Annotated in this window: 10 protein-coding genes and 1 tRNA gene; 4 read left to right on the top strand and 7 right to left on the bottom strand. The window is 68.9% G+C overall.

The features are described from left to right. Nucleotides 1-23 precede the first annotated feature (23 nt). The 3 genes from selB to KIH31_RS00120 form a co-directional block, all read right to left on the bottom strand. On the bottom strand, nucleotides 24-1,820 hold the full coding sequence (selB, locus tag KIH31_RS00130) for a selenocysteine-specific translation elongation factor (protein ID WP_214425054.1): 1,797 nt from the start codon (nucleotides 1,818-1,820) through the stop codon (nucleotides 24-26). A gap of 3 nt (nucleotides 1,821-1,823) precedes the next feature. Further along, nucleotides 1,824-3,155: an L-seryl-tRNA(Sec) selenium transferase gene (gene selA, locus KIH31_RS00125; RefSeq protein ID WP_214425053.1), complete on the bottom strand. Its 1,332-nt coding sequence runs from the start codon at nucleotides 3,153-3,155 to the stop codon at nucleotides 1,824-1,826. A 37-nt stretch (nucleotides 3,156-3,192) separates the two neighbouring features. Then, a tRNA-Sec gene (locus tag KIH31_RS00120) sits at nucleotides 3,193-3,287 on the bottom strand. Nucleotides 3,288-3,354: 67 nt separating this feature from the next. Here KIH31_RS00120 and selD point away from each other — a divergent pair. Next, on the top strand, nucleotides 3,355-4,356 hold the full coding sequence (gene selD, locus KIH31_RS00115; RefSeq protein ID WP_250545358.1) for a selenide, water dikinase SelD: 1,002 nt from the start codon (nucleotides 3,355-3,357) through the stop codon (nucleotides 4,354-4,356). Nucleotides 4,357-4,374: 18 nt separating this feature from the next. Here the strand turns inward: selD and nrfD are convergent, their stop codons facing one another. The 3 genes from nrfD to fdh all read right to left on the bottom strand — a co-directional run bounded on the left by nrfD (nucleotide 4,375) and on the right by fdh (nucleotide 9,883). Then, nucleotides 4,375-5,463, bottom strand: a complete 1,089-nt coding sequence (gene nrfD, locus KIH31_RS00110; RefSeq protein WP_214425051.1) for an NrfD/PsrC family molybdoenzyme membrane anchor subunit — start codon at nucleotides 5,461-5,463, stop codon at nucleotides 4,375-4,377. Continuing rightward, nucleotides 5,460-6,470: a 4Fe-4S dicluster domain-containing protein gene (locus KIH31_RS00105; RefSeq protein WP_214425050.1), complete on the bottom strand. Its 1,011-nt coding sequence runs from the start codon at nucleotides 6,468-6,470 to the stop codon at nucleotides 5,460-5,462. The genes nrfD and KIH31_RS00105 overlap by 4 nt, the downstream gene beginning before the upstream one ends. A gap of 104 nt (nucleotides 6,471-6,574) precedes the next feature. Then, nucleotides 6,575-9,883, bottom strand: a complete 3,309-nt coding sequence (gene fdh, locus KIH31_RS00100; protein WP_250545321.1) for a formate dehydrogenase — start codon at nucleotides 9,881-9,883, stop codon at nucleotides 6,575-6,577. A 181-nt stretch (nucleotides 9,884-10,064) separates the two neighbouring features. On the opposite strand from fdh, the gene KIH31_RS00090 reads away from it, so the two are divergent. After that, nucleotides 10,065-11,084 carry a hypothetical protein gene (locus KIH31_RS00090; RefSeq protein WP_214425047.1) on the top strand — a complete coding sequence of 340 codons (1,020 nt, stop codon included), beginning with the start codon at nucleotides 10,065-10,067 and terminating at the stop codon, nucleotides 11,082-11,084. A gap of 22 nt (nucleotides 11,085-11,106) precedes the next feature. Further along, entirely contained in the window at nucleotides 11,107-11,607 is a 501-nt protein-coding gene (locus KIH31_RS00085) for a metallophosphoesterase (RefSeq protein ID WP_214425046.1), read from the top strand. 40 nt (nucleotides 11,608-11,647) lie between these two features. On the opposite strand, the gene KIH31_RS00080 is transcribed toward KIH31_RS00085, so the two are convergent. Further along, the gene (locus tag KIH31_RS00080; protein ID WP_214425045.1) at nucleotides 11,648-12,073 is read right to left on the bottom strand and encodes a hypothetical protein; all 426 of its coding nucleotides are present in this window, start codon (nucleotides 12,071-12,073) and stop codon (nucleotides 11,648-11,650) included. Nucleotides 12,074-12,274: 201 nt separating this feature from the next. On the opposite strand from KIH31_RS00080, the gene KIH31_RS00075 reads away from it, so the two are divergent. Further along, nucleotides 12,275-13,927, top strand: a complete 1,653-nt coding sequence (locus tag KIH31_RS00075; protein ID WP_214425044.1) for a phosphodiester glycosidase family protein — start codon at nucleotides 12,275-12,277, stop codon at nucleotides 13,925-13,927. Nucleotides 13,928-13,974: the final 47 nt, after the last annotated feature.

The raw sequence follows: 13,974 nt of genomic DNA, 5'->3' as shown, positions 1-13,974 counted from the left end.
GCGAACGGGCCCGTCCCTGCGCGTCAGCGAACCACCGTGCGGTGACCGGCATCCAAACGCCGGGTCCAGCCGCGCGAGTCAAGATGCTCCAGCAGCGGAACCGCGACCCGGCGGGTTGTGCCGAGCGCCTGACGTGCCTGGCTCGTGGTGAAGGGCTGTTCCAACCGGGCCAAGGTGCGCATCGCGACGGCCGGGGCAGACGGTAGCAGCACGACTCCGTCGCGCAACCGCAGCAGGCGGCCCGCGCGTTCGGCGGCAGCCAGCTCACGGGTGCCTAGGCCCAGCGCCGCCAGCTCATCGGCTTCCGGGGCCTGGAAGGCTTGTGCGGCGAGCCTGCGTTCCAACTCTGCGACTGCCGTGCCGACGGCTCCCAGGTTGCGCTCACTGCCCGGCAGCCGGATGTGGCCGCTCTGCTGTTCCAGGCCCGCAGCGCGCACGACCGGGGAAAGTAACCTCTCGTCGGGCAGTTCGAGCAGGTCCCGCGCGGCGCCCATGGAAAGGCCCGGGGCCAAAGGATCGCGCTCCTGCAGTTCCTGGACTGCCGTGCGCAGCCGGTGCTGCCAGGCCTCGAAGACGGGAGCATGCACCCACCAGTCGCCAAGAACGCGGATGCCGGAGGGTGCCTCGGGGTCATGCTCGGAGAGCAGCCCGAGCCGGCGGAGATGCTGTACTTCCACCGCGCCGCGAGCCGCCACCTCAGCGAGCGTGTCCCCGCCCGGGTCCATGCCGGCCAGCCGCTCAGCCCAGTGCGCCCCGTCGCCGCGCCGCCGGAGGGCCGGTGGATCGGCATCGAGGATGCGCGCACCGCCCAGCACCGAGCGGCTCCCCGGGTCACGCAGCACCAGACGGTCCCCAAGAACGAGCGGCAGGTGCCGGTCGAGGACGAGCCGGGCGTGGTCAGCGCCAAAGGGACGCAGCCGGGCTGGCACGGAGGCAGTGCCGACATGCACCATGAGCTGCTCCGGCACATCCGTGTAGGCCACCCCGGTGGTTCGCTGGATGCCCAGAACGCCCGTGGTGGGCCACGCATTGGGGGTGACCAGCGCGTCTCCGCGCCGAACGTCCGCGGCGGAAACGTCACGCAGGTTCAGCGCCACGCGGCTGACCGGGCCCACCGAGGTGTATGACGTGTCACGGCTTTGCAGGCCGCGGACCACGACGGGCCGCGAATCGAAGTGGCCGAGCAGTTGCAGCCGGTCGCCCTGGACGAGCGTCCCGGCCGCCAGTGTTCCGGTCACCACCGTTCCCGAACCGGTGATGGTGAAGGAGCGGTCCACCCACAGGCGGACCCGTCCGTCAGTGGCGGGGGAGGGCACCCGGGCCAGTACGCCGTCGAGCGCGGCACGCAATTCGGGCAGGCCGGTGCCGTCGATGGCGGACACGGCAACGGCGGGCGCATTTCGCAGGCCGGTCCCGGCCAGCTCTGTGCGGGTCCGGGCCAGCACGTCAGCAACCCGCCCCGCCGTCGCCCGGTCGGAGCGGCTGAGGACCACGACGCCGTGCTCGATGCCCAGCGCGGCGACGGCGTCCCGGTGATCGCCCGACTGTGCCTGCCAGCCTTCGTCCGCGGCCACGACGAAGCACACTACCGGCGCCGGTCCGATTCCGGCCAGCATGTTCCCGAGGAAGCGTTCGTGCCCGGGCACGTCCACGAAGGCGACATCCTGCCCGGACGGCAACCTTGTCCAGGCATACCCCAGGTCAATCGTCAGCCCGCGGCGCCGTTCTTCCTCCCAACGGTCCGGCTCCATGCCGGTCAGGGCGCGCACCAGGGTGCTCTTGCCGGAATCGACATGTCCGGCGGTGGCGATGACGTGCACTGCTCAGCCCGCCCCGCCTGCATCCGCGGCCTCGAAGGCTTCCACGGCGCGCCGCACCGCGGCGAGGATCCGCTCATCGTCCGCTTCGGATACGCAGCGCAGATCAATCAGGCAGGAGCCGTCGTGGACGCGCGGGAGCACGGCGGGGTTGCCGGTGCGCAGGAGGCGCGCGAGCGCCTCGGGGAGCTGCAGCGCCCACCCGGGCAGAGCGAATCCGGGGGCACCCCCGCCGCCGACGCGGCCATCGTGCGGCACGACAGGCACCCCGAGGGCCTGGGCGAGCCTGTCGGTACGGCGGCGCAGCTGTCCGGGATCGGCGTGCAGCGCCTCGATAACCGGCGGTGCTTCCCCTGCCACGGTCGCTTCCAGGGCGGCGAGGGCAAGTTTGTCAGCGCGGACGGCACGGGCAAGCGGATGGCGTGCCAGCCGCGCGATGATCTCCTTGCGGCCCAGCAGCAAGCCCGCCTGCGGTCCGCCCAGGAGTTTGTCGCCGCTGGCGATGACGACGTCGGCGCCGCTGCCCAGGGCGGTGGCAGCATCGGGTTCGTTCGGCAGGTGCGGATCGGGCGCCAGCAGTCCGCTGCCCAGATCCGCCACAAGCGGTATCCCGTTCGCTGCTGTCAGCGGGCTCAGCTCGTGCAGCGGAACAGCGGAGGTGAATCCGTCGACCCAAAAGTTGCTCGGATGGACCTTGAGCACGCAGCCCGTGTCCGGACCAAGGGCGCTGGCGTAGTCGCGCAGGTGCGTCCGGTTGGTCATGCCGACCTCGTGCAGCGTTGCGCCCGTCGACTCGATCAGGTCGGGCAGCCGGAAACCGGCGCCGATCTCGACGAGTTCCCCGCGGCTCACCACCACCTCCCGACCGGCGGCGAGCGCCGTGGTGGCCAGGACCAGTGCTGCGGCTCCGTTGTTGACTATCAGCGCGTCCTCGGCGGCGGGACAGGCGGCGAGCAGCGCAGCCCGGGCACCGGCGCCGCGGCGGGAGCGGCTGCCGTCGGCAAGGTCCAGTTCGACATCGACGTAGCCGCTGGCCGCGATAAGAGCTTCGACCGCACCGGCGGAAAGCGGGGCGCGCCCGAGGTTGGTGTGGACGATGACGCCGGTTGCGTTCAGCACCGGGCGCAGGGTTGTCGCCGTGCGTGCGGCGACGGCGGACAGCAGGGCCGGCTCAACTTGGTCGGGAGCGAGCTCACCGCGCCGCGCCTGCTCCTGGACGTGCCGGACGAGTTCGCGGATGACGCGCTCGTTCAGCCGTTTCCGCGCCTCGCGGACGGCCGGCAGCGCCAGCAAATCGTTCGTGCGAGGAATCAGGCGGCGAGGATCGCCCTGGTCCACAGCCCCTCCTCGTTCCGCGGCAGTGCCTGCCGGTGGTTGGCGGTGGCGGACGGGAATCGAACCCGCCAGGCCGAGATGCTCGGCCTCACCGGTTTTGAAGACCGGGGGGCCCACCAGGACCCGGACGCCACCGCCCACCAATCTAGCAGGTTGCCTGCGGGGGTAGGCTGGGCGAGTGAATGAGGCGCGAACGTCAAACCTGCAACTCGACGAGGAAGCCGCAACCGCTCGCCGGCTGACTGGCTATGCGCACGGGGGTGGCTGCGCCTGCAAGATTCCGCCCGGTGAGCTCGAAGATGTGGTTCGCGGCCTGATCGGCCAGCCGGGTGCGGATGTGCTGGTCGGTTTGGACAGCGGCGACGACGCCGCGGCCGTCCTGGTGCGCGATGACCTCGCGGTGCTCTCCACCGCCGACTTCTTCACCCCCGTCGTCGACGACGCCTTTGACTGGGGCCGGATCGCGGCGGCCAACGCGCTCTCGGATATTTACGCGATGGGCGGCCGCCCGATCATGGCGATCAACCTTGTGGGCTGGCCCCGCGGTGTGCTGCCGCCGGAGGTGATGACCGAGGTGCTCCGGGGCGGTTTGAGCATCGCGTCGGAGGCGGGGTGCCCGGTGATTGGCGGGCATTCCATTGACGATCCGGAGCCGAAATACGGCATGGCGGTGACTGGCGTCGCCCACCCCGACCGGTTGCTGCGCAACGACGCCGCCGCGCCCGGGCTGCCTATCACGCTCACCAAGCCGATCGGCGTCGGGCTGCTCAACAACCGGCACAAGCAGACCGGTGAGGTGTTCGCTGAAGCCGTGGCGACGATGACGGGACTGAACCGCGATGCGGCGGAGGGCGCGGTCGCCGCCGGCCTGCGTGCGGCCACCGACGTGACGGGTTTCGGCCTGCTGGGGCACCTGTACAAGATGTGCCGAGCCTCCGGAGTGGGCGCAGTGATCGACCTGAAGGCGGTACCGCTCGTCGAAGGGGCGCGGCAGGCGTTGCGGGACGGCTACGTCTCCGGCGGCACCCGGCGCAACCTCGACTGGGTGCGGCCGCACGTGCGGTCCGCTCCCGGGGTCACGGAAGACGATCTGCTCCTGCTCGCCGACGCGCAGACCTCCGGCGGCCTGCTCGTCGTCGGCGAGCTGCCCGGGCATCCCGTGATCGGGCACACCACCGCCGGCGGCGGCATCGAGATCCGCTAAACCACGGCGGCGGCCCCGTCAGCCGGCAGTGGTGATCGAATCACCGGTGATGCCAGCCGCACGGCGGGCGGCGAGCCGGCTCTTCTGCGGTTCGATCGTGTAGCGCGGGTCCTTGGCCGAGGCGAGGCCCGCCTCGAACACGCCGAACCGGGTGAGGGCCGAGGCGGTGAGCAAGGCCAACCCTGAGGCGGCGGCCACCGCGCGGTTGCGTCCGGCCAGCAGCGTGCCCAGTCCGCCGGCGACGGCCAGCCGCTCGCTCCATTTCAGCATGGCGCCGGCCTTGCCTTCGTGCAGCGGCTCGGCTGCCACCGGGTCCATCCGGTGCTCCATCACCCGGGTGGCCACCACGTCGCCCACCACGCCGAGCGCGGCGAGTTTCCGGGCGGGACCCGCCTCGTGCACAGGGGTCGTGATCATGGCGAGCCCGGCAGAGGCCAGGGCAGCCGAGCTCACGAAGACGAAAGGCAGTTCCTCGTGCGCGGCATTCCACGTGGGTGTGGCGGTGTCGCCGAGCAGGACCGCCGTATAGGCCGCCAGGGGGCCGGCGAACAAGGCGGCCTCAAAACCTGCCGGTCCCTCGACCGCCTGCAACACTTTCCGCAGCGGGCCCAGCGGTAACCGCTCGCCGCTCATCCGGTCGATTTCAGCCACTGCGGACACGGCTGTCCCGGCGCTGAACGCGCTGAGAATCCACGAGCCCACGCTCATCGGCGAGGTGACCTTGAAGGTCCGCAGCATGTTCAGGAAGCGCTCGGGCCTGCCCAGGTCCTTCACCAGGGCAACAGCGCCGAGGCTCACCGCCGTCAAGGCGCCCAGCCGGGCATTCCGGCGCAGGGTCGGCCGTCCGGTCAGCTGGCCGCCGAGGCCGAGCAGTGCGGAACCGCCTGCAACGCCGCCGAGAAAGAGGTAGACGGCAACGTCGTCGCCCCAGGGCGCCGGCTTGACGACCGGGCGGCCGTAGTACGAGGTGAATTCCGCCTCCGGCACCATGGGCATTTCCCGGGAGCCGTCACCGCCGTTGCGGCGGCCTGCGCCCCGCTTGCCGCCGGTACGGCGCCGCCGGGCAGGCTCGGGTGGCCGGAAACTGTCAAAGTCCGAATGGGTCACGCGCGTCCTCCCAGGAAAGCCACCGCGGCTGCGGCTACCATGCCAGCCACGGCCATGCCGGCGCGCCGGTACATCTGCGGCAGGTCAGCCGTAGGCACCCGGGGGTCCGGCGGGAGCCCGTAGACCTCCGGTTCGTCGAGCAGCAGGAAGACCGAGCCGGTTCCGCCAACGCCGTCGAGTTCGTTCGCGCCGTAGAGCCTCGCTTCGGTCAGGCCCTGCGCATGCAGGTCGGCGACGCGTTCCCGGGCCGTCTCCACCATGTCGTCGTGGTCGCCGAACTTGATGGACGTCGTCGGGCACGCCTTCGCGCAGGCCGGCGTCTCGCCGTCGACCAGCCGGTCGTAGCACAGCGTGCACTTCTGGGCGACGCCGACGTTGGGAACGGCGGGATGCTCAGCGTGCTGCTCGTCCCGCTGGGCAGCGACCGCGACCGTGCCGTTGCTGCGGCGCTCGATCACGCCGAACGGGCACCCCGCCACGCAGGTTCCGCAGCCGTTGCACACGTCGTCCTGCACCACCACAGTGCCGAATTCGGTGCGGAACAGGGCTCCCGTCGGGCAGACGTCGAGGCACCCGGCGTGCGTGCAGTGCTTGCAGACATCCGAGGACATCAACCAACGGAAGTCAGCCGTGTCCGGCGGGGTGGTATCCACCCCCGTCAGATCCTGCCCGGCAGGCGCTGCGGCGGCGGGCGGACCGACACGGGGCATCCCCAGGCTGACGAGTGCGCGCCCGGACTCCCGCGCTTCGGTAATGCGGTCCCGGCCCTGCTCGACGAAGGCGACATGCCGCCAGGTGCTGGCTCCCAAGGCTCCGGTGTTGTCGTAGGAGGAGCCGAGCAGCTCCAGGTTCCCGTCCTGGGGGTTGTGGTTCCACTCCTTGCAGGCAACTTCACAGGCCTTGCAGCCGATGCAAATGGAGGTGTCGGTGAAGAACCCCTTGCGCGGATGGTTGTGTTCCCAGTGGGCATCGGCCGTGGGATCGGTCGGTCCGGACAGCTGGCCCATCTAGTCCTCCAACGTCGAATCGGTACCCGGAAGGCTGCCGGAAAACATCGGCAGCCCGGGCGGGGCATGGCGTGCTTCGGTCAGGGCAGGAACAGCCATATGCATCACTGCCGCCCGCCCGGGTGCTCGCCCTCGGCGGACGGATCGGTGACCGTGCTGTTCCCGGTCTCGGGCGTCGTGCCGGCCCGGGCCTGGTACTCAGCGACCAAGGCAAGCAGCTCAGGCCCGCGGGGCCTGCGGCCCGGACGGATGTCACACGAGGCGACCTTCGACTCCTGGATCTGGACGTTGGGGTCCAGCGTCACTCCCAGCAGATCGTTGGCCGCGTCGCCACTGACGACGGCGTTGTTCCCGACGCCCCAGTGGTAGGGCAGCCCGATCTGGTGCACGGTGTGGCCACCCACGGCGAGCGGCCTCATCCGGTCAGTGACCAGAACCTTGGCCTCGATGGCCGAGCGGGCCGAAATGATCGTGGCCCACCCGTAGGGCTCAAGACCGCGCTCAGCGGCCAGCTCGGGCGAGACCTCGCAGAACATTTCCGGTTGCAGCTCCGACAGGTACGGCAGCCAGCGGCTCATCCCGCCGGCCGTATGGTGCTCGGTGAGCCGGTAGGTGGTGAACACGTAGGGATAGACGTCAGCACCAGGAGTTCCGGCGCTTGGCGCGCTGAGGTTGTCCGCACGGGGGTACCTCAGCCGCGCCGGGCTCTGCTGCTGCGGGTACAGGGCGTTGGCCACCGGCGATTCCTGCGCCTCGTAGTGGGTCGGGAGCGGGCCGTCAACGAGTCCCTTCGGGGCGAACAGCCACCCCTTGCCGTCGGACTGCATGATGAACGGATCGTCACCGCTGAGCGCGGCCGGGCCGCCCACAGAGGGGTCGGGTTTGCTGTCGGGAGCGAGGGTCGGCGGGAAGTCGGGGACGTCGTCGCCCACCCACTTGCCCTGCTCCTCGTCCCACCAGATGTATTTCTTCCGTTCGCTCCACGGTTTGCCGGCCGGATCGGCCGACGCACGGTTGTAGAGGATCCGGCGGTTGGCAGGCCAGGCCCAGCCCCATTCCGGCGCTGCGGGTCCCTGCTCGCGGCCCGGCTTCCGGTTCGCGGCATGGTTGGTCCCGTCGGCGTACACGCCGGTGTAGATCCAACAGCCGGCGGCCGTGGAACCGTCCGCGCGCAGCTCGGTGTACGCGGACAGAGGCTTGCCCGCATCAGAGCCGTCCAAATGACGGCCGTTGATCTCGGCCAGCACCGACTCGGGATCCGGATCTCCGTGCTCGTCGGTGGGGTAGTCCCACGTCAGGTCGAGCAACGGGCGGTCGCGTTCGTCAGTGGAGCCGGCCAGCTTCTCCCGGATCCGCTTGCCCAGTTCATAGAAGAACTGCAGCTCGCTTTGGCACTCACCGGGCGGTGCGACCGCCTGGTGACGCCACTGCAGGAGCCGCTGAGTCTGCGTGAACGAGCCCGCCTTCTCAACATGGCTTGCCGCGGGAAGGAAGAACACCTCCGTCTCGATGTCCTCGGTGCGCAGCTCTCCGGATTCGATCTCCGGGCCGTCCTTCCACCAGGTAGCGGACTCGATCATGTTCAGGTCGCGGACGACCAGCCACTTCAAGTGCGACATGCCCAGCCGTTGCATCCGGCCGTGCGCCGAGCCCACTGCGGGGTTCTGTCCGAGCAGGAAGTAACCCTCTACTTCGTCCTCGAGCATGCTCATCACGGTCTCGTAGGTGCCGTGCGCTCCGGTCAGCCTGGGAATGTAGTCGTACGCCCAGTTGTTTTCCGCTGTCGCAGCTTCCCCCCACCAGGCCTTCAGCAGGCTGATGGTGTAGGCATCGGCGTCCGCCCAGAAGCCCTTCTGCTTCTTCGATGCAATCGCGTCCAGGTATGCATCCAGAGTGTCATGCTGGCCCGCACTGGGCATCGGCAGGTACCCGGGCAGCAGGTTGAACAGCGTCGGAATGTCGGTGGAACCCTGAATGCTGGCGTGGCCGCGAAGTGCCATGATGCCGCTGCCCGGTCGGCCCACGTTTCCGAGCAGGAGTTGCAGGATGGCGGCGGCCCGGATGAACTGCGTCCCCAGCGAGTGCTGAGTCCACCCGACGGCGTAGGCGAAGCAGGTGGTCCGCTCGCGCCCCGAGTTCTCCGTGATGGTGCGGGCCAGGTAGTCGAAGTCCGCGACGTCGATCCCGCACATGTCCTGGACCATTTCCGGGGTGTAGCGGGCGTAGTGCCGCTTGAGGATCTGGAAGACGGTGCGGGGATCCTGCAGAGTATCGTCGCGTTGCACTTCGGCATGCTCCAGCGCCGGGCCGCCGCTGCCGAACTGGTGGCCGGCGGCACGGGCAGTAGCCTCGGCGCCGTGTTCCTGGGTGGCGCCGGGCTCGTTGATGGTGCCGCCCTCTTCTTCGGCGTACCCCCACGACGCCTTGTCGTAGGCCCCGGTCTCGGGATCGAAGCCGGAGAACAGACCGCCGAGGTCCTCGGCGTCGCGGTAATCCTCGTGCACCAGCGTGGCCGCATTGGTGTAGGCGCTGACGTACTCCTTGAACCAGAGGTCGTTCGTGATGACGTAGTTGATCAGCGCACCCAGCAGGACGACGTCGGAGCCTGCGCGGATCGGAATGTGCTTATCCGCGACCGCCGACGTGCGCGTGAACCTCGGGTCGACGTGGATGACCTTTGCTCCGCGCGCCTTCGCCTCCGCAACCCACTGGAATCCCACAGGATGGCATTCGGCCATGTTGGAACCCTGAATGATGATGCAGTCTGCGTTGGCCATGTCCTGCAGTGACTGCGTCGCGCCACCGCGTCCAAATGAGGCTCCCAAACTGGGAACCGTGGCGGAGTGTCATATGCGGGCCTGGTTCTCCGTCTGTACCGCGCCGGAGGCCGTGAAGAGTTTCTTGATCAGGTAGTTCTCTTCGTTGTCCAGGGTGGCCCCGCCCAGCGAGGCGATGCCCATGGTGCGCCGCAGCAGGCGCCCCTGATCGTCTGTCTGCTGCCAGGTCCTGCGCCGGGTCTCGATGAACCGGTCAGCGATCATGTCGACGGCTTTATCCAGGTCCAGATGTTCCCACTCGCTGGAGCGCGGGGCCCGGTAGAGGACCCGGGTCTGCCGGCCGGGCGAGTTGACCAGCTGCTCGCTCGCGGAGCCCTTGGGGCAAAGCCGGCCGCGCGAAATGGGCGAATCGGGATCGCCCTCGATCTGGACAACCTTCTCGTCCTTGACGTAGACGCGTTGTCCGCAGCCGACGGCACAGTATGGGCACACGCTCTGCACGACACGGTCGGCCGTAGCCGTCCGTGGTGCGATGCCCTTCGTCTTGGGAGACGTGACCGAGGGCCCGCGGCCCAGCAGGTCGCCCGTGCTCAGCTGCCGGATGACCGGCCATTGAAGAAAACTCCGCGGTGCCATGTTTGGAGCATATCCCACAGCAGGACCGCAGTGACAGAACATGCCTGCGCTACTGATCCCGGGGCCTGGGCGCCACGCCCCGGCGGTTCCGGGTATTTCACCAGTCGTTCTGTACCAGTTTCAGCCGGGGGCGATCGGACCGACCTTATCGCCCGCGGGACGCGCGTGTACGTTGGAACCCATGGAGCACGTACTGCCCGGCGACGGCACTGACAACCTCGATGACCTTCATGACGCCCTGGCAGACAGCGACTTCCTGGAGGTGACCTTCGGCTCGCTCAGCGACGAGAAGCCGGGAATCCTGAAAGTCGATGCCGTCATCGACGTCAACGACCCGAGGCTGACCAACGTCGCCTACTGGGAAAGCGGGCCCGACGGCGGCTGGTTTTCGCTCGAAGGCCGCCCTTACCACGTGCCGGGGGAAGGTCCGGAAGAGGCACACATCCTGGGGCTTCCGGATGACCTCAGCGAAGACGACCGGCTGCTGCTCAACCACGCCGCCCAGCAGCTGCGGGAAATTCACGAGCTCGCCGGCCAGGTGCTCGAAGACGGGTACAGCCTCGTCCGGAAAGCCGCGTACGCGACCTTGGACGCGCTCGCGGAGGAGGCCCTCGAATACGAGGACGACGAAGAAGACGAAGGTGAGCCGCTGGAGCCCTGGGAGGAGCTCCTGCAGGAGTTCACCAGGCAGTGCCGGATGGGCTTGTTCGGGGGCCTGAGTGTCGACGAATCGACGGAGCTGTCGGGGGTGGTGAACGTTTCTGCGTTCGTCCTGGACCTCGACGGCGACGAGCCCCTCGAACTGAAGGTGTACTGGCAGGCCGAAGAAGGCAGTGACACGCCCTCCCACTGGATCGCCGCCGGGAACACCGCGGTGAAAGAGACCCACACGGGAGCCAAAGCCTTCTACGACGAACTGCTGGCCAGCCACGAGGGAGAGGGACGCGGGCATCTGGAACATGCCATCCTCCATCTGCACGAGCTGGCCCACATTGCCAGCGACATCATCATGATGAAGGCAAAGCGGCCCTACGAAGTGATCGCCGAGGCGCAACTCGACGAGCCGCCAAGCGACGCAGCGATGGAAGCCATGTCGGCCACCGAAGTTTCCGACGCCCTCGCCGGGCTGAACGGTATTGCCCGCCTGTACACCGGATCCAGGCCGCTGGACATCAGCCAAGGGCACCGGCCGCAGGACTGAACCGTTCTGTCAGGATCGAACCATGACCACCCGGCTGCTCATCCTTTCGGACACCCATATTCCCAAGCGCGCCCGTGCGCTGCCCGCGCCGGTGTGGGAGGCGGTGGAAGCGGCGGACCTGGTGGTCCACGCCGGAGACTGGGTCTCACCTGGGTTCCTTGAGGAGCTGGGGCGCCGCTCTAAGCGCCTCGTCGCCTGTTACGGCAACAACGACGGCCCGGAGCTGCGACGCCAGTTGCCGCTCGTCGCCCGGACCACCGTCGAGGAAGTCCGGCTGGCGGTGATCCACGAGACCGGAGCGGCGGCAGGGCGCGAAGCCCGGATGGACGCCCGGTTCCCGGAAGTGGACCTGCTGGTTTTCGGCCACAGCCATACCCCGTGGGATTCGACGACGCCGAAAGGGCTCCGGCTGCTCAACCCGGGCTCGCCGACCGACCGCCGTCGGCAGCCTCACCGGACCTACCTGACGGTGGATATTGACGGCCGGAACGTTCGGCCGATGTTGCACGAGCTGCCCTCGTAGGCTGCCGGGAACTCCCCGGCAGCCTACGAGGTCGTCAGTGTCAGAGGTCGTCGGGCTCGAACTGGCTCAGCGGGGAGCCGCCGAAGTTCTCCTGGTCGTCGCTGGCGTCAGCTTCCTGGCCGGTCGGAGACTCGCCGAAGTCGACGTCGGAGGCCGCCTCGCCGATTGTCGGCTCGTCCGGCGGAACCTGTTCCTCTCCCGCTTCATAGCGGCCGCGCGCGGACTCGTCACGAAGCGTCTGGTCACTGAGGGAGTCTGCTTCCGCCCCGGGCACGGCTTCGTCCTGCAGCAGGGGGTCTTCCTGCCACCGGTCCGGATTGTTCTCCGCGGCGCCCGGGTAATTGTCGGGCTCTCCGGACACCGGGTCGAGCTCCACGGAGGACGCGGCGCCGGGTGCTTCATCGAGCAGGATGTCATCGTCGCGGACGACCTCGAGTTCGTCGTCGGGAAGGTTGCCTTCAGTCATCGTCGTGCCTTTCTCTGGATTGGCCGCATGAATAAACTAAGCCTACTGACGATCCGCGCCCGCGGCGAGCCGAAGGCCGGTGGACGGAAGGGCGGGCGCTGGTGCGGCGCCGGGGAACGGGGCATGAACACTGGTTCAACTTGTCCTGAACTGACCCGCGGGGACCGTTTTCGGCCATGTCGGCTCACTAGCCTTGAGCGCATGTCCTCAACAGCGAAGCGTCCCCGCACCGCCCTCACGGCGGGCCTTGCCCTGGCCATTTCCTCGGCCCTGCTCGCCCCGGCGGGCGTCTCGCACGCCGAGGAAAGCAGCCTCCCCACCGGAACCACGCCGCCGACGTCGCCCCACCTGAACCTCGGGCCGGCCGACCTGCCTGAAACCCGGACCGTGAGCACCTTGGCGCCCGGGGTCACCCTGACCAGGATCAAGCGCGGGGGAGAGGACAGCTCGCTGTACTGGACCGCCGAGGTCGCCATCCCATCGGACTCCCCGGACCCCGACGCCCCGTCCTCGGCCCTGTCCAGTCAGGCTGATGCCCAGAAGGTTGCCGACAAGCTCGAAGCTGCAGGAATCGCGGCGCGCGTGGAGCAGGTTTCCTCCCCGCAGTTGGCGGACGCCGGCGGAAACCTCGGTTACCGCGTCCGGGCCGGACACTTCGCCGCGAAGGCGGACGGCGACAGCACCGTGGCCGCAATCAAGGCCGCCGGCTATAGTTCCTCGGTCCTCTACACCGGCTGGGATGGTGATCAGGGAACGAGCGGCAAGACCCGCGGCCCCTGGACCTTCGACGTCGTCACCATCGACCCGAAGAAATACCACGGGCGTCTGGCCGGCTCCTACGGGTCCGACCTGGAAAAGCCCGAGACCGTCAGCCAGCTCTCGGCGGCTTCCAACGCCGTGGCAGCCATCAACGGGGGCTTCTTCGTCTTCGACCCCAAGGCCGGCGCGCCGGGTGACCCTGCCGGCGCCGGGGTCTACAACGGGAAGACCCTCAGCGAGCCAGTGGGGGACCGGCCGGCGCTGGTCCTGGACAGCAACACGAACAAGACGAGCATTGACCGGCTCCGCTGGGGTGGAACCCTCTCGGGCCGCGATGCCACGGTGGCGCTGGACGGCATCGACCGGGTCCCCGGGCTGATCCGCAACTGCGGCGAGACGAACGACCAGCCGACGTCGTCGCCGTTGCAGGACATCACCTGCACGAACCCGAACGAGCTCGTGGCATTCACCCCGCAGTTCGGCCGGCAGACCCCGTCCGGTCCGGGCCTGGAGGTGACCACCGACCGCAACGACACCGTGACCGCCGTCGCCGACACCCGCGGCACCGCCGTCCCGGCCGGAGGCCACACCATCCAGGCGACCGGCAGCGACGTCGCCAAGCTGCGCGCCCTGGCCCGGGTCGGGGCCAAGCTCAAGGTCCGCGCCACCCTGCTTGCCGGCTCAAGGCAGCTCAACCCGACCCAGGGGACCAGCATCCTCAACGGCGGCCCAATGCTCGTCAGGAACGGCGCCGAAGATGTCACGGTCCGCCAGGACGGCATGGTCCACCCGAATGACAACAACAGCTTCTACTACGGGTGGGTGCACAAACGGAACCCGCGCACCTTCGCCGGCGTTGACGCCCAGGGGCGCACCCTCCTTGTGACGGCTGACGGACGCCAGACCAGCGCCCTCGGCCTGAGCCTGAAAGAAGAGGCCGATGTGGCACAGTCGCTCGGCATGGTCCAGGCCATGAACCTCGACGGCGGAGGGTCCACGACCACCGTGGCCGGCGGCCAGCTGGTGAACGTCCCGTCCGGCGGAGCCGAACGCCCCGTCGGCGACGCCCTGCTGGTGTTGTCCGAAGGCAGGTAAAGCGGGCCTCTTGGACCTTGTTGCGGTGGGTGAGCCGGGTCTATCTT

The sequence above is a fragment of the Paenarthrobacter sp. DKR-5 genome (assembly GCF_018531425.1).
GTDB lineage: Bacteria > Actinomycetota > Actinomycetes > Actinomycetales > Micrococcaceae > DKR-5.
This window is presented reverse-complemented; position numbering and strand designations above follow the sequence as displayed.